Origin of the sequence: Lactiplantibacillus daowaiensis (assembly GCF_005405085.1) — a bacterium.
GTDB classification, from domain to species: domain Bacteria; phylum Bacillota; class Bacilli; order Lactobacillales; family Lactobacillaceae; genus Lactiplantibacillus; species Lactiplantibacillus daowaiensis.
This window is the reverse complement of record NZ_BJDJ01000012.1, coordinates 20,783-37,294: the sequence shown is the minus strand read 5'-3', so window position 1 is coordinate 37,294 and position 16,512 is coordinate 20,783. Positions and strand designations below refer to the sequence as shown.

The following is a 16,512-nucleotide window of genomic DNA, read 5'->3' as shown; positions in this document are numbered from 1 at the left end:
TTTTTAGATGCAAGCAAAAGCAGTTGGTCTCTATCAAGGGACTACAAGTGACGCCGACCAACTTTTTCAAGACGTCACGCTTGAGGTGCCTGCCCCAACTGGTCGCGACATTTTAGTCGCCGTCCAAGCGGTTTCGGTTAATCCGATTGACACGAAGCAACGCCAAGCACAACCAGCAGTTTCGACACCACGAATTTTAGGATTCGATGCCGTTGGCAAAGTTTTAGCGGTGGGTGAGGCGGTGACGTCGATTATGACCGATGATATTGTCTACTATGCCGGGGCGGTCGACCGTCCCGGTAGTGATGCCCAATACCAACTCGTTGATGAACGACTGGTGGCCTTAGCGCCGAAAACTTGGTCAGCATCCGATGCCGCTGGGGTGCCACTAACAGCCTTAACGGCGTGGGAAGCGCTGTTTGAAAAGTTAGGTTGGACCGCTGAAAAAGGCGCCAATGAGGGGCACAGTGTTTTGATTGTCAATGGTGCTGGCGGGGTCGGTTCGATTGCCATTCAGTTGGCAAAGTGGGCCGGCCTGACCGTCGTTACCACGACTGGTCGGCCAGAAACGACGGCGTGGGTCAAACAATTGGGTGCTGATATCGTGTTGGATTACCATCAAGATTTGGCGGCACAATTGGCGGACCAACAGCTTAAAACCGTTGATAGTGCAATTTTATTACATTCAACTGATTTGTACTTGCCCAAAGTTGCGCCACTAATGCGACCATTAAGTACAATTGTCGCGGTGGTGACAAATGCGCAGCCGCTACCGATGGACTTGCTAAAGCCGAAGAGTTTGAACTTTGCTTGGGAATTCATGTTTACTAAAGCCAATTACCAAGTACCTGAGATGGCCACGCAGGGGATGATTTTGGCACGTGTTGCGGCCTTGGCCGATGCTGGTGAGTTAACGGCGACGACCAAACAAGTCTTAGCTGGGATCAATGCGACGACTTTGACGCAAGCCCATCGAATTGTTGAAAGTGGCCAAATGCTGGGTAAATTAGTCTTAAGCGCGCCTTTTAACGGATAATAGCGCTAACAAAGTTGCAAAAATGTTTTCAATTGTAGCGAGATATTGTAAAATTAAATCAGCCGTAGTATGAAATAAATCTTGATAGGATGAACTTAATAATGGAGACACAAAAAAAGATCCATGTTGGCTTGTTGTTTGGCGGGAACTCTTCTGAACATGATGTTTCAAAGCGTTCTGCGCACAATATTTATGATGCCATGGATAAGAGCAAGTATGACGTTGACTTATTCTTGTTAACTAAAGATGGTATCGTATTAGATAACGCCGCGACCCAACGCATCTTTGCGGGGGAACCGGAAGATAAAGTCGTTGCCGAGGAAATGCCAAAGTTAGATATGCGTGATCCATTGGCGCCCATCAAGAACCTGGCGAATGCCACGGATATTGATATCTTCTACCCAGTGGTGCACGGGAACTTAGGTGAAGATGGGACGTTGCAAGGACTCTTCAAGTTATTGAAGAAGCCTTATGTTGGTAGTGGCGTGTTAGCTTCTGCTGCTAGTTTTGATAAGGATATTACGAAGCAAATCTTAACGCATCACCATATTCAAAATACCAAGTACGTTGTGGTGACACCGGAAAACCGCGATCAAATGACATACGCTTATTTACAAGCGCATGTTGGCGATCACTTGTTTATCAAGCCGGCCAACCAAGGGTCATCAGTCGGGATTCATAAAGCTGAAAATGAACAAGAATACTTGGATGGCTTAGCCGATGCGTTCAAATATGACTTCAAGATCTTAGTTGAAGAATCAATCGATAATCCACGTGAAGTTGAATGTTCAATTTTGGGTAATGAAAATCCTAAAGCTTCTAAGCTTGGGGCGATTGATGTGCCCAAGACGGACACGTTCTATGATTACAATAACAAGTTCGTGGATGCTAGTGGTGTCACGTTTGAATTGCCAGTTGACTTACCAGCTGACTTGACGAAACGGATTCAAGACATGTCATTAGGCGCTTTTAAGGCCCTTGGCTTGAAGGGTATGGCACGCGTTGACTTCTTAGTTTCTGAAGCTGGCGAACCATATTTGGGTGAAATCAACACGTTACCTGGTTTTACGAATATTAGTTTGTATCCAAAACTCTGGGAAGTTTCTGGCATTGGTTATTCTGATTTGATTGACCAATTGATTCAACTCGGGTTTGATGAATTTAAGCGGCAAGCCGCAATTCACTATGATTTTGTGGCGTTAGACGCAGAATAAACTAGCGTTAACGTTGTGGTGGTTGGGATTTAATTCCAACCACCTTTTTTTACATAAACGGGGAGGTTTTAATATGCGGCGCTATTGGGAGTGCCGACAACTAGGACAACATAGTTTAACTGGCGAGGCTTGGTTAGGCTGGCTAGCTGGGTTAAGTTTAGCCGTACTAGTTAAAGTGTTAGGGGTACAAGTTGGTGGCTGGTTAACATTAGTTGGTTTGGGTATTTTGAGCGGTTGGCTACCCTGGCTGACTGGTCGGTTAAGCCATCAAGTGCGGTCTAAGCGTCAACTCGGTTATTTATGGACCTTACAATTAATGTTCGCTTTAATCTGGTTGCCACTTGGTTGGGGTGGCTATTTAGCCACCCTGCAGGCCAGTGTCAGCTTACCGGCCGCATTTCAAAATTGGCTATTTATGACCCGCTATCAGTGGCTACCAATCGTCGGTAGTTTGTGGGCGGTGTTATGGGTCGTCTCATGGAAATGGCTGCCAAGTTTTGGTCAACAGTTGCGTCAGCTGACAACTTGGCGTGCTTGGTGGTTGACTGGCTGGCATACCCCATTTTGGCCAGTGGTTTGGCGCTTATGCCGCTTGCTTGGTGGTGTGCTTGGCTGGCTAGTGTTAGTCGGCATGGGGATCGGTGTGGTTGCCATGGTTGAACGGGTCAGTCGCTTAGCTGGTTTAGGAATGGCAGTGTTGGTCGTCACTGGCGTGCAGTGGGACATGTGGTGTTGGTTTGCTGGTGGGTTACAACGTTGGCTAAAATGCCCAGTGAGCACCCGGCCACACGCTTGGCGTCATGGGGGCTATCTCATCCTTAGCTTAGGCTTGGCCATTTGGTGGTTAAATGGGACTAATTTGGCGGCACCAGCAGTTATCGCCCATCGGGGGGTGAATGGTCACAATGGCGTTCAAAACACCACGACGGCGCTTAAACGGACCGTTAAAGCAACACAACCGGCAGCTGTCGAGATGGATATCCAACCGACCGCCGATCACCAGTGGGTCGTGATGCATGACCCGACCCTTGATCATCTAGCCGATCGGCGTGGGCCAGTTAGTGATTATCAGCTCAATCAACTAGCTGGCCTACCGCTGCTAGAAAACGGGCAACATGGTCGGTTAAGTACGTTCAGTCATTATTTAAAGACTGCCCATCACTTGCAGCAACCATTGTTGGTGGAAATTAAGGCGTTGGGACCAGCAGATGAATTAATGCCGGCATTTGCTGATAAGTATGGTCGGCGCTTGTCGCAACATCAAGATCAGGTCCATTCGTTGGATTATGCCGTTGTGGCCCGTCTGAAACGACAAGCACCGCAGTTAAGGGTTGGCTTTATCACGCCGTTTTATCTCACTGATTTTCAAAAGAATGCGGCTGATTTTTATTCCCTCCAAGCGTTAACCGTAACGCGGGAGCAACTAGCGGCAGCGAAACGACAAGGAAAACCAGTTTACTTATGGACGGTTGATCGGCCGCTAGCGATGCAACGATTGACGACACTGGGGGCAACTGGTCTAATTACGAACCGGCCCGGCAAATTACGCCATTTGATGCAGGGGCCACGTTTGGTTTATACGTATCAACTTATTAACTGGGTCGTTAGTTGGTTATAAGTTTATTAACCCTAATTTAGGGTGGTGGTGTAGTCGCTAGACCGATTAAACGCTAGTATTTAGGAAAATGATGAGCGCCTTTGTTTGACGGCCTTAAAGTGAGCTAAACCAAGTGATGAATCGCTTTTAATCGGGTTGGTGGTTCACTTAACAACGGGTAGTTTAGTTCAGATAACTAAGCGGAGGGCGTGATAATTTCTGAGTGACGTTTAGTATTAACCATGATATAACTTAATATTAAATAAGAATTAATCTTATTTCTTGCGTATTATGTGTTATCTGAATATAATAATATGCGTAATTGGTATTGTCCAATTCATTAAAATAGGGGCAAATAAGTTATTTTGAGTACTCCCAGAGGATCGATTAGGTGTAACAACATTTAGTGTGCGAGTGGGGTCGGGCTAAATGGTGACAAAAATTAGTACGGTTAGGTTTAACGGCAATCGATAAAAGAGGGGTTTAAGATGAGAATTTTGGGAGAAAAGGTCCGGCAATTCCGGAAACGCAAAGGGATGTCACAAAAGGAATTGGCTGACGGTATTTGTACGCAAGCCACGATTAGTTTAATTGAAAAGAAAAGCAAGATTCCTAGTATGAAGATTATGATGAAGATTTGTAATCGACTGGGGATTCGGTTGTCTGAGGTCATTATTGAAAATGATGATCAATTATATCGGACATTTAAGAAAATCGATAATTTAATTCGCCATGACCAACTGGCTAATGCGGCCACGATTTTTGAAAAAATTCGGCCGAAACAGTTACGTAGTAATACGGATAAAAAACAATATTATTACTATGAAGGTTATATCCAATTGATTTTGAATGACAATCCCGATGAAGCGATTTTTAATTTTGGGATGTTGTTGAATCAATTTGTGAAGTCGAGTCATGATATGTATGCGATTCTAGCTACGTTAGGCACCGGTTTAGCGTATGAACGCAAGCAGTCGTATGATAAGGCCGAAATCTTCGTCAAGCAAGCCGTTGCGACATTGCATGCGATGGATGCACAAGATATGCCACTTGGCGATGATGATTACTTACAAAATGAAATTTTAATTTATGCGTCTGCGGCACAACTTTATGCGAAAATCAACTTCCCACAAGAAGCGTTGGAATTGATTGATTTGGCGCTAAAGAAAGCCCAAGATAGTCAGTCACTGTATTTGCTGGATCGACTATATGCGCAAAAGGCGGCCAATGAAGTGGTCTTAAACAATGTGCAAGCGGCCCATGACCATTATTATGTGGCCTACGCATTGAGTCTAGTCACGCACAATGCCAAGTTGACCCAAAAGATTATTGAAGATATGGCGACGTATCATATCGCGCCATTAAAAGTTGCGCGTGAAGCATAATGAACACAATCTAAAAGCCCGTTGCGTGTCAGGTTGACATGCGGCGGGCTTTTTAGTGTAAATCACGATAAATATTGATGACTTTGCCGACAAATTGATCTAGATATTGTGCCCAAGAAATAAACAGTGGTTGGCCCATCCCACCAAGGGTCAACATCAGATGTGAGTAGTCGAGCATATAAGCTTGTCGGATAACGGTATGGTCTTCATCCAGATTAATCGCAATTAACGTGGCTTTACGAAGCGGCAGGGTTTTATCTTCGGCCGTCGCTTGGATGACAACCACATCGTTAGATAAAATGCCAAGACTGGTTAAATCTGATTCGGTGACGCGTAGCCAGTTAGTGACAGTCCCAATTTTTTTCGTACCGAAATAAGGCGCTAAGGCGGTTTGGATGTTTTGGTCACCCGGGATAATCAGTTGCTGTTTACTACCGGTTACTTGGATTTTCTGTGGTTTTTGCGCTTTACGTTCATCAGCGTTTGATTTGTAATCTGGAATTAAGCCGGCAAGGTTAAAGATTTCTTGTTCTGAAATCCGTAATCCGGCTGCGATTTTCCGCAAGTTAATTGGTTTTGGAATATTACGTTTGTTGTTTTCAACTTGCGAATAATAAGATGGTGAAATGTCGGCATACATCGCAACTTTACGTACCGAGTCGCCATGGCTGAGCCGAATTTTTTTAATCTTATCGCCAAATGTTTCATTCTGCATACGGTTCGCTCCTTATATTTAACAAGTATAGCAACGAACCTTACGCCCACCTAGGATTGACCGCTTAAAAAAGCGTAAAAGTGGTTGCAAAAGTAAAACGTGTGTTTTATACTATTTTTTAAATAAGCTAGTCGTGATTATAATGGCATAATGTTGTATTAATCAGCCTGATAGCTATTAATATTGTGATGTTGCAGTGATGGGGACCGGGGTTGAAATGGGGATTAAAACCAGTTGTTTATCCTGTAGTGTTTGCAAAAGTAAAACACTTTGGAGGCGTTTATATGAATTTTTGTCCGAAATGCGGGACAGCGGTAAGTCAAGAGGTCCGTTTTTGCCCGAAATGCGGGTTTGATTTAAGTGGCACATCAACAGCTAATTCGACGAGTACGGTGACACCAGAAGCGGTATCGGCACAGCCAACACCAATGAGAACCGCGACCAGTACTAATGATCAGGCACAGTGGCAAGCAACAACGGCCACGGCAACAGCTGAAACTGATTACCAAAGTAATTTTGGTTTTATGGGCGCGACAAAGGAGCTATTTAATCACTATGTGACGTTTAGTGGTCGGATGAGTCGGGCTAATTTTTGGTGGGCTTATTTAGGCTACCTCGTGTTGTATTTGATTGCGATGACGCTTTACTACTCATTTGGTGACACGTTTAGTAGTTTGTTGCTAATCGCAATTGTGTTGATTTACACTTGTCCATTACTGTCTGCGGCTAGTCGCCGGTTGCATGATACGAATCGGTCTTTTGGTTATTATTGGGTCTTATTGATTCCAATTGTGGGTGCGATTTGGCTGATTGTGTTGTTGTGCAAAGCTGGTGACGAGCAAGCTAATCGTTTTGGCTAGGTTGTCATGGCTGAAGTTATTTATTGCCCGCATTGTGGGGCGCAAGTGGCACCAACACAACGATTTTGTACGCATTGTGGTTTAGACGTTCGCGGACCATTAGCATCTCCAACAGCGTCAGCTGCTAAAACGGTGCCAGTGACACATCAAAATATGTTTGATTCAGCCACCACGCAATTAAATGGTTGGACCGGTCAACGACGGAAAGTCCCGATTAAATTAGGCAGTATGTTTAGCGAGGTCTTTAAGCGGCATACGGAAGCCGATGCTGAGACACTATTTATTGTCGGCACTGGTCACACGACGCCGACGTTACAGCAAGTGAGTGATTCACCAGTTAAGCCGTGGTTATTTTCGCGAGTTTTTGTCATTTTTACGATGACGATTGCCATTTTGGCTGGTAGTTTTTTTCTGTTTAATGGCGAGAAAATGTATATTAGTCTGATTTTTATGAGTGCGCTGGCTGTGCCATTTTCGTTATTAATGCTGTTTTTTGAAACGAATACGTTTCGTAACATTAGTATCTTTAAAGTCACGAAAATTTTTATGGTCGGTGGTGTTGCCGCGGTTTTGGCAACGATGGTGCTATATCAATTTGTCAATGTTCAGAATTTAACGGTGGTGACCGCAATTATCGTCGCGATGGTTGAAGAGACTGGCAAGTTAATTATCATCGCTTACTACGTTCGTCGGTTAAACGCACGCTTTATTTTAAATGGCTTACTCATTGGCGCGGCAGTTGGCGCTGGTTTTGCGGCCTTTGAAACAGCTGGCTATGCGCAAGATTTAGGATTATCGGTTTTATTGATCCGGAGTTTGGGGTCTTTAGGCACACACACGCTATGGGGTGCAATCAATGGGGCCGCGCTTGTTTTAGCCAAAGGCGATCGATCACTAACGGGGCTTGTTTTTCGCGACGGTCGGTTTTTACGTTTCTTTGGGTTGACGGTGGCATTACATGCGATTTGGGATATGCCGGTACCTTTTGACTTGATCTTACAGCTGGGGTTAATCGTGGTGGCTTGGATTACCGTCCTCGTCTTGATCAATGCGGGGTTACGGGAGGTTCGAACGCTACAAGCACAAACGTGAAAAGGAAGTAGGAGTGGAAAGTAATGAAGTTTTGTATTAAATGTGGGCAACAATTAGCAGCCGAAACGCAATTTTGCACGAATTGTGGCGCTGAACAACCTGATGCGACAACTACTGAAAGTAGCACTGAATCAACTAACGAAACGGAAGCGACATCAGCAGCAACTGAAACGCCGCAACGTGCAGCGCAAGCAACGACGGTACCGGATGATGAAGAAAGTAGTCGGCAAATGAAATGGCTGATTATTGGTATTATCGTCGCTTTATTGGTCGCAGTTGGTGGTGCGATGGGTTACCAGACGTATAAACGTAATCATCTTACCGAACAAGATATTGCCGATATTGGGTATGATGTCGCGACTAATAGTTTAGGTGATGACATTACAGTCTATTATGACAAGACTAACAATAACATGGATATCGTTGCTAAGTCGGGGTCGAGTTTATATAATCGCGCAGATGATGTGGTCAATGGCTATATCAGTGCCGGTCGGTTGACGTCTTATGTCGGCAAATTCAAGAAAATTTCGACCGAGATGGCTAAGAAAATGCCGACTGATTCACGAGATGTGCGTGTCAGATTCATGAATCCTGAAAATACGAATCGATACTTATACATTACGCAAAATGGTGATGTGACCTATGACTTTACTAAAGATGATGATTAATTAGGAAAGCTTAAATGCGGAGACGGCTGTGACTAAGTCAATTACTTTAAAGAAGGCGTACGAATTCTAAAGCGGAGTGGCTATCGTGATGAACTATATGGCGGCGGTCATTTTAGCACGATTAATTATGTTCATTTACCAAGACATAAAACAGTACGGCGATAGGTTATTTGGAGGCGTAACGACTAATGAAAAAAGCGATGCAATTACCGGTGCTATTGGGGTTGGGACTGATGTTAGGTGGTGTGGGTGCCAGTTATCAAGTTCCGACAGCTCAAGCGGCTGCTTGGCATACGGGGACCCCGAAAGTCTTACGGCACAAATGGGTTGAAAAGGGCTTTGGTATTCATTTTTATAAAAAACACATTGTTGTTTGGGACCGTTCAGTGGGGTGGTTAGCCACCGCACACCCGTGGATTAATGTACGATATCAAAAAATTGGTAAAAATAAATATCGGACTTTTGCTTATTGCCCACATGATGATCGAAATTTTTTGTCCACTTGGAAACTAAGTGCCAACCATAAGAGACTTAATGACGACTTGCATCGTTAGCATTGATGACTTTGGAGGGGAATCAAATGAAAAATAAACAAGTTTTAGCTTTATCAGCAACCGTTTTAGCTACTTTAGCGATGGGGGCCACAACCTTAACCGCCAATGCGGCTACCACGTATCAACGGAGCAAAATTACTAAGGTTGCTGCAAAAGCTTATTATGCACAACGGCAAACGGGGAAGACTTATCAATTAAAGGGAACGACCAAAAAGGCAACGTTGAAAGCCAACCATGCCTTGAAAAATTATACTAAAGCGACATGGACAGCCACGAAAAAAACTAAGCTTACCCAAAATGGTAAACAGTATTTGTATTACTACGTTAAGAGCAGTAAAAATGGTGCGAGCGGCTGGGTTAATAGTAAATATTTAGCAGTTGGTCGTAATTTTCAAGCAACAACGGCCACTAGTACGAGCGTGACAAAGCTTGCGGTTGCTAAAGCTGGCAAGTATTATAGCCTAAATGGTAGCAATGCTTATGTGAAATTTAGTCATGGTGTTGCTTTGAATAGTGATGCTACTTATACGCAAAGCCAGCAACGGTATGTCTATAAGGCCGGTAAGAAGTACCTTTATTATTATGTGACTAGTGCTGATGGGAAGGCTACTGGCTGGGTTTGGCATGGATACTTGAAGGCAGCCACTGATAGTAGTGTTACCACAACTGGGACGGTCAATAACACCACGACAACGGAAAAATTTTCAGAAAGCAATAAGACAACTAATGAAACCGGCAACTCCGACTCAAATAATACTGAGTCAAATAATAGTGGCTTAAATATTGTTAAACGTAGTACGTTTCTTCAAAACTTGGATGACAACCAGACATATGCACCCGGTGTTTACATTGAAGGACAGTTATATACCAACATCCACTATGTGGTGGACGAGTATAATCACCAGTCACTGTTTGGTGACCATGATGGTAAAACGGTTGATACAGGCTATGGACCATGGGATACTATTTTTTTGGCAAACGGTGATGTACTTAGTGATGTAGATACCTTCTATAGTACTAGTGCACCGATAGATGGCTTTAATCCGATGCAAGGCACAAGTGATAAGGCAACATATACGTGGCAACAATATCATGCGCCAGGCTACACTTACACGGAATGGCAGTTTAACGTTGTGACTAAGAAATGGGATCAAGGCAGAGTGTTACGAATATACACAGATTAGCATTGATGACTTGGAGGGGAATCAAATGAAAAATAAACAAGTTTTAGCTTTATCAGCAACAGTTTTAGCTACTTTAGCGATGGGTGCCACAACCTTAACTGCTAATGCGGCTACCACGTATCAACGAGGCAAGATTACTAAGGTTGCCTCGAAATCTTATTATGCACAACGGCAAACGGGGAAGACTTATCAATTAACAGGAACGGCCAAAAAGGTGACATTAAAGGCTAACCATGCTTTAAAGAATTATACGAAGACCACTTGGGTTGCGACTAAGCAAACGAAGATTACTAAAAATGGTAAACAATACCTTTATTACTACGTCAAGAATAGTAAGAATGGCGCTACCGGTTGGGTTTACAGCAAGTATTTAACTGCTGGTAAGAACTTCCAAGCAACGACGGCTAAAACGACCACTGCAACTAAGTATAATCAAGCTAAAGCAGGCAAACTGTATACGTTAACGGGTAGTAATGCTTACGTGAAGTTTAGCAATGGTGTTGCTTTAAAAGCTGATACAACGTATACCCAAACGCAACAACGGTACGTTTACAAAGCAGGTAAGAAGTATCTTTATTTCTATGTCACGACAACTGATGCCAAAGTTGGCGGTTGGGTCTGGCATGGTTATTTGAAGGCCGATAGTAGTACGAGTTCGACGAACAGTACCACGACTAATTCAACTAGTAATGGTACAACGACTGGCACCACGGATAATAATTCATCAACCAATACGTCAACCAGTGACAGTACACCAGCTTGGGCAAGTTATGACGGCAAACGTGGTCCAATTATTATCGATGAAGAAGATTTTAATAGTTATCTATGGAAGGGGAATACTTATGATTTAGGTGTCTACTATAACGGCAAACGCTATACTAATGTCCATTATAAGTATGATACGTCGAATCCATACTTATATAAGCAAACGCTTGTTGGGACAACCGATGGTAAAGAAGTTGCGATGACCTGGAGTGGTGCTGGATCAATTAATATTAAGGTACCAGTCGATGGTGATGCCATGCTTGATGATGAAAATAATTACTTTAGTATTTATGCCCCGTCAAATAGTTTTAAACCAGGTATTACATCTGGTCATGGAGATCAGGTCTCGAGTGGAACTTGGTATCAATATAATGTTGAAGCTAACAATTATAGCAAGTGGCAGATGAACTTAACAACCAAACAATGGGATAAGACGGCTGTTGTCACCAATCCTTACGACGCTCAGTAAATCATTAAGCCACGAAAAAAACGTTGCCTGCAATTGCAAGCAACGTTTTATTTTAAGCTAAATTACTTTTTCTTAGGTTTAGGTGCTGGTTTGTTGGCCAAATCAGTCCGGACAACTAAGACATCACAAACCGCCATCCGAGTAACATATTCGGTAACGGAACCGATTAATAAACGTTCCACGGCGTTTAAACCAGTGGCGCCAATCATAATCAAGTCAATGTCTAAATCTTTTGGTACATCCCGCGCAATAATTGTCTTGGGTGCGCCATATTCGATCGAGTAGTCCACGTTATCTAAACCATCCGCCTTGGCTTCGGCAACGTACTTGTCTAAAGTCTTTTGGGCGGTGTCAGTAACTTGCTCTACCATGGTCGTATCAAAACTAGAAATGTTTTGGAAGGCCCGGGTATCTACGACGTGTACCATATGGACGGACGCTTTAGGTCCATTTCGTTTGGCCACGGCGACCGCTTTTTTAAATGCTAATTCCGCTTCGTAAGAACCATCAACGGGAACTAAGATGTGTTGGTATTGTTGTAACATCATTCTCACCCCTCAATACTTTATACTTATATTGTAAAGGTTTTCGTAAAAAATAAAAAGCGTTTTCTACTGGAAGCCCATAAAACTAATTAAAAATAAACCGATCCCCATCATAATGATGCAACCGCTAGCCAAAGTGATCGCGATAAACGCAGTACTTTGATAAAAGATGGTAATGGCACTCGCCACGGCCACGATGAGCATTAAACTCCCGCCATAACGCGCAATCGACTTGACCGCTGGTGTTTTAGTGGGGTCAAAGGTTAAAAATGGTTTGGCTTGATGACTTACTAAGTAGTAGCCGAGGACGGCTGCGATGATGGTGTAGATGATAAGTAATAAGGTGATCACTGTTTTTTGCCTCCGTTTTTTGTTTTGCTGAAACGTGCTCAGGCGCAACCCGTCGGACCTCACACGCTATAAAAAAAGAGCCAGGACAAGTCCTGACTCACGGAAGCAAGCTTCCGGAAAAACTAGTGGTGCCGTTAATCGCCCTTCAGTATTGACCCGCTTCAAGGCAGGTGGGACCTACTGTGAGGCCACTCAACTACCAAGTGATAAGGCATGTTTAGTGACAACCTGTAGTTGGTCCCAAAGTAGTATTAATTGTTCGGCAACACTTTGTTTAGAGCAATGCGCACACCTTAGTAATTTCGACTATTAGTCTAGCATATTAAAATAAAAGTTGCAATTATTCTCGTGGCAATCACGATGTTAACGGTTTCGTGAATTAGCCTGTAATAATTTTTTGTATTGTTCACCAAGGGCCGTTTCATAGCGACCGTTAGTTTTCGGTTCGTAATAAGTCGCTTGTTTGATAGCATCGGGTAAATATTGTTGTGCGACCCAGTCGCCAGGATGATTATGGGGATAATCATAACCAACCCCGTGACCAAGTTTAGCGGCGCCAGCATAATGGGCGTCTTTTAAGTCCGCGGGAATATCGCCAAAATGCCCGTTACGGACCGTTTCTAAGGCACCATCAATGGCGGCCATGGCCGAATTGGATTTAGGTGACAATGCCAACTCAATCACCGCATTAGCTAGTGGAATGCGGGCTTCTGGTAAGCCTAATTGATCAGCGGCTTGGACAGCTGCGACCGTGTGGCTACAAGCTGGCGGGTTCGCCAGGCCGACATCTTCATAGGCAATCACCATCAAGCGCCGCATAATACTCTTTAAGTCTCCAGCTTCGATGAGCCGCGCCATATAGTGCAGGGCAGCATTGGCATCGGAACCACGGATCGACTTTTGAAAGGCTGAGATCACATCATAATGTGCGTCACCATCTTTATCGGCGGAGAGTGCTTTTTTCTGCAAACACTCTTCGATAATTGGCTGGGTAATCGTGACGTGGTCGTCGTCTGGTTGCACTGTTGAAAGAACTGCCAGTTCTAAACCATTGAGGGCACTCCGCAAGTCACCGTTGGTTGCCGTACATAGATGGTGTAAGGCGGCTGGTTCTAAGTCAACGTGATATTGACCCAGGCCACGCTTTTCATCGCTTAGCGCGCGTTTTACGGCCGTTTCGATGTCCGTTGGTTGTAACGGGTGCACTTGAAAGATTTGTGTCCGACTTCGAATGGCTGGATTGATACTAATATAGGGATTTTCAGTGGTCGCCCCAATTAAAATAATCCGCCCATTTTCTAAATGGGGGAGTAAGAAATCTTGTTTGGTTTTATCAAGCCGGTGGATTTCATCTAAAAGTAAAATGACGGTACCGCTCATTTTGGCTTCTTCGGCCACGATTTGCAGTTGCTTTTTACTATCCGTAGCCGCGTTAAGCATCCGAAAGGCATACTTAGTCGAGCCCGCAATCGCACTAGCAATACTGGTCTTACCAGTGCCAGGTGGGCCATAGAGAATCATTGATGATAAGCGTTTCGCTGTGACCATCCGCGCGATGATTTTGCCGGGACCAACCAAATGTTGTTGGCCGACGACTTCTTCGATCGTTTGGGGTCGCATGCGATATGCTAATGGTTGTTGCATCTTTTTACGCGCCTCCCTTGCAAAACTAGTCCCAATTATTATAGCATTTAGAAGGAACCTAGCCGAGTAATCGGTTTAAACCTACGTGAGCCCTAATCGCTCGCACCAATCAATATAAATCTTAAAACGAGGTTAACAATAATGGAATTAGATGCAGTTGGAAAAGCAATCATGCAATACCATTTAGTACCACTAGTCAGCCATTCGAACTTAGGCTTAGAAGTCACGATGCAACGAGTTGACGAACAAGGCCATTTGTCGACGCAACCGTATCCAAAAGCGCTTGGCAATCAACAACAAAATCACCAGTTACACAACGACTTTGCCCAAACGCAATTAAAGATCAGCACCCCAGCGATGAGTGATTTATCAGCTTTGATGAATTACTTAACGGCGCTTAATACGACTGCTCGTCGGGCACTAGCCGCAGATGATTACTTGTGGCCATTGTCAAGCACGCCGATTCTACCAGCTGACTTAACGGATATTCCGCTAGCGGAGACGGATGACCTTGGCTTTAAACGGCGACAAGCCCAAGCGAAGAAGTATGATGTGACCAAATTGATGACCACCGGCACGCATGTTAATTTGAGTTTCAACGAACAGCTATTTACGCGCTTATATACCGAAACGTTCCATCAACAATACGCCAGTTATGTGGAATTTCGCAATGCTGTGTATTTGAAAGTGGCTCAAGGATTTGTCCGGATGAACTGGCTGATCCAATATTTGTTCGGTGCGACCCCAACCTTAGCCATTACGGCTACCAAGGCGAAGCCACAGCGGACAAGTGTGCACAGTCCCGCTGGGCGATTTAATGATGTCAATGGGGATTATACGTCGATTGATCGCTATATCGCTAAAATACAGGCAGACGTCCGGCACAAAAATTTATTGTCCATCAGTGACTTTGATGGTCCAGTGCGGTTTCGTAGTTTAGGTCAATTGTCGACGTTAGCGCGACAAGGCGTCTATTATTTGGAATTTCGGGGCTTAGATCTAGATCCAACTAAACCAACTGGCGTCGATCAACAAGCCGTTGAATTTTTACGCCTTTTAGCCAGCTACTTTGTCATGATGCCGGCGTTACCGACTGCCATGGTCGAACAAGTTGGCGCTCAAGCGGCAGCATTAACGGCCCAAGTCACGACTGAAAATCCAACGACGGCTAGTGCGCAAGCCCAACCAGCACAGCAAGTGTTAACGGCATTAAAAGATTTTGTCACGACACATGGGTTGCCAGCTAGTGATGCGGTTTTGTTAGATCAATTGAAGCAACGGGTCGCTGACCCCAAGCAAACCTTGAGCGCGCAAGTTGCACAACAACCAGATGCATTAGCTTGGGCGACGCAACAAGCGCAAACTTACCAAAAGGCGGCGCAAGCAAAACCATTCGCCTTGCCAGGTTTTACTAATTTAGATTTATCGAGTCAGTTATTGGCCGAACGGGCTTTAGCACGGGGAATTAAAGTGGATGTGGTGGCCGCTGATGCGAATATCTTGCGCTTGACGCATCAAGATACGGCGCAACTAGTTGTTAACGGGAGTGGGACTGACTTGAACCCGCAAGCGTTGACTACGGTTTTGGCGCATAAAGTGGCTGCAAAGCAAGTGATGGCTGAACATGGTGTCCAAGTGCCCGCGTCTCAAACCTATCATTCGGCGAACCAATTGATTGATGATTATGACCGATATGCGCAAGGTGGGATCGTGTTAAAGGCCACTGATAAAACACATGCTGTTGTCGCTTTTCGGATTATGCCGCAGCGGCAATTATTCGAACAAGTGGTGCATCAATTATTTGAACAGACCACGTCAGTAATGGCCGAAGAATTGATTGTTGCTTCTAGTTATCGCTTCTTAGTAATCGGTGGTAAAGTGAAAGCGGTCGTTGAACGGATTCCAGCCAATGTTGTTGGTGATGGCCGGTCAACGATTCAAACGTTGCTTGATCGTAAAAACGAACGGTCGTTACGTGGGGCCGCTTTTAAATACCCACAATCGCAATTGAAATTGGGCACCGTTGAACGGTACCGGTTAGACTCTTATCACTTAGATTTGGATTCAGTTGTGAGTCGCGGCACACAGATCTTATTGCGCGAAGATGCGACTTTTGGCAATGGGGCCGATGTGCTAGATGCCACCGACGACATGCACCCGTCATATGTTCAGGCCGTTGAAAAGCTAGCTGCGGATTTGCACTTACAAGTGGCTGGATTCGATGTCATGATTCCAAACTTATATGCTGAATTAACGCCAGATCATCCAGAAATGGCAGTTTATTTAGGGATTCATGCCGCACCGTTCTTATACCCACATGTCTTTCCAATGTTTGGTGACAGTCAACCGGTGACTGAACAATTACTAGATGGCTTGTTTCCAACTAATTAGGTTTTAAAAAAGCGACCCACCATTTTGGTGAGTCGCTTTGAC

15 protein-coding genes are annotated in these 16,512 nt (G+C 44.4%); 11 read left to right on the top strand and 4 right to left on the bottom strand.

Features of this window, described 5'->3' with window-relative positions:
* Nucleotides 1-7 precede the first annotated feature (7 nt).
* The 4 genes from FFM75_RS08530 to FFM75_RS08515 all read left to right on the top strand — a co-directional run bounded on the left by FFM75_RS08530 (nt 8) and on the right by FFM75_RS08515 (nt 5,232).
* Entirely contained in the window at nt 8-1,036 is a 1,029-nt protein-coding gene (locus FFM75_RS08530) for a zinc-binding alcohol dehydrogenase family protein (protein WP_137628756.1), read from the top strand.
* Between the two features lie 101 nt (nt 1,037-1,137).
* Nucleotides 1,138-2,250 carry a D-alanine--D-alanine ligase family protein gene (locus FFM75_RS08525; protein ID WP_137628755.1) on the top strand — a complete coding sequence of 371 codons (1,113 nt, stop codon included), beginning with the start codon at nt 1,138-1,140 and terminating at the stop codon, nt 2,248-2,250.
* Between the two features lie 73 nt (nt 2,251-2,323).
* Nucleotides 2,324-3,868, top strand: a complete 1,545-nt coding sequence (locus FFM75_RS08520) for a glycerophosphodiester phosphodiesterase (protein ID WP_137628754.1) — start codon at nt 2,324-2,326, stop codon at nt 3,866-3,868.
* 467 nt (nt 3,869-4,335) lie between these two features.
* Nucleotides 4,336-5,232, top strand: a complete 897-nt coding sequence (locus tag FFM75_RS08515) for a helix-turn-helix transcriptional regulator (RefSeq protein WP_137628753.1) — start codon at nt 4,336-4,338, stop codon at nt 5,230-5,232.
* Between the two features lie 52 nt (nt 5,233-5,284).
* Here the strand turns inward: FFM75_RS08515 and FFM75_RS08510 are convergent, their stop codons facing one another.
* Nucleotides 5,285-5,947, bottom strand: coding sequence for a helix-turn-helix domain-containing protein (locus tag FFM75_RS08510; RefSeq protein ID WP_137628752.1), 663 nt, complete (start codon nt 5,945-5,947; stop codon nt 5,285-5,287).
* Between the two features lie 284 nt (nt 5,948-6,231).
* Here FFM75_RS08510 and FFM75_RS08505 point away from each other — a divergent pair, with 284 nt between their 5' ends.
* The 6 genes from FFM75_RS08505 (at nt 6,232) to FFM75_RS08480 (ending at nt 11,539) form a co-directional block, all read left to right on the top strand.
* On the top strand, nt 6,232-6,807 hold the full coding sequence (locus tag FFM75_RS08505) for a DUF805 domain-containing protein (RefSeq protein WP_137628751.1): 576 nt from the start codon (nt 6,232-6,234) through the stop codon (nt 6,805-6,807).
* Between the two features lie 6 nt (nt 6,808-6,813).
* Nucleotides 6,814-7,899, top strand: a complete 1,086-nt coding sequence (locus tag FFM75_RS08500; RefSeq protein ID WP_137628750.1) for a PrsW family intramembrane metalloprotease — start codon at nt 6,814-6,816, stop codon at nt 7,897-7,899.
* Nucleotides 7,900-7,922: 23 nt separating this feature from the next.
* Entirely contained in the window at nt 7,923-8,567 is a 645-nt protein-coding gene (locus FFM75_RS08495; RefSeq protein ID WP_137628749.1) for a zinc-ribbon domain-containing protein, read from the top strand.
* Nucleotides 8,568-8,755: 188 nt separating this feature from the next.
* Nucleotides 8,756-9,121 (top strand): hypothetical protein, encoded by a 366-nt coding sequence (locus FFM75_RS08490; RefSeq protein ID WP_137628748.1) that lies wholly within the window; start codon nt 8,756-8,758, stop codon nt 9,119-9,121.
* 26 nt (nt 9,122-9,147) lie between these two features.
* Entirely contained in the window at nt 9,148-10,305 is a 1,158-nt protein-coding gene (locus FFM75_RS08485) for a hypothetical protein (protein WP_137628747.1), read from the top strand.
* Between the two features lie 25 nt (nt 10,306-10,330).
* The gene (locus tag FFM75_RS08480) at nt 10,331-11,539 is read left to right on the top strand and encodes a hypothetical protein (RefSeq protein WP_137628746.1); all 1,209 of its coding nucleotides are present in this window, start codon (nt 10,331-10,333) and stop codon (nt 11,537-11,539) included.
* A gap of 62 nt (nt 11,540-11,601) precedes the next feature.
* Here the strand turns inward: FFM75_RS08480 and FFM75_RS08475 are convergent, their stop codons facing one another.
* The 3 genes from FFM75_RS08475 to FFM75_RS08465 all read right to left on the bottom strand — a co-directional run bounded on the left by FFM75_RS08475 (nt 11,602) and on the right by FFM75_RS08465 (nt 14,079).
* Nucleotides 11,602-12,084, bottom strand: a complete 483-nt coding sequence (locus FFM75_RS08475; protein WP_137628815.1) for a universal stress protein — start codon at nt 12,082-12,084, stop codon at nt 11,602-11,604.
* 66 nt (nt 12,085-12,150) lie between these two features.
* Nucleotides 12,151-12,435: a hypothetical protein gene (locus tag FFM75_RS08470; RefSeq protein ID WP_137628745.1), complete on the bottom strand. Its 285-nt coding sequence runs from the start codon at nt 12,433-12,435 to the stop codon at nt 12,151-12,153.
* 363 nt (nt 12,436-12,798) lie between these two features.
* Nucleotides 12,799-14,079 (bottom strand): replication-associated recombination protein A, encoded by a 1,281-nt coding sequence (locus FFM75_RS08465; protein WP_137628744.1) that lies wholly within the window; start codon nt 14,077-14,079, stop codon nt 12,799-12,801.
* 141 nt (nt 14,080-14,220) lie between these two features.
* Here FFM75_RS08465 and gshAB point away from each other — a divergent pair, with 141 nt between their 5' ends.
* Nucleotides 14,221-16,470, top strand: a complete 2,250-nt coding sequence (gene gshAB, locus FFM75_RS08460; protein WP_137628743.1) for a bifunctional glutamate--cysteine ligase GshA/glutathione synthetase GshB — start codon at nt 14,221-14,223, stop codon at nt 16,468-16,470.
* Nucleotides 16,471-16,512 lie beyond the last annotated feature (42 nt).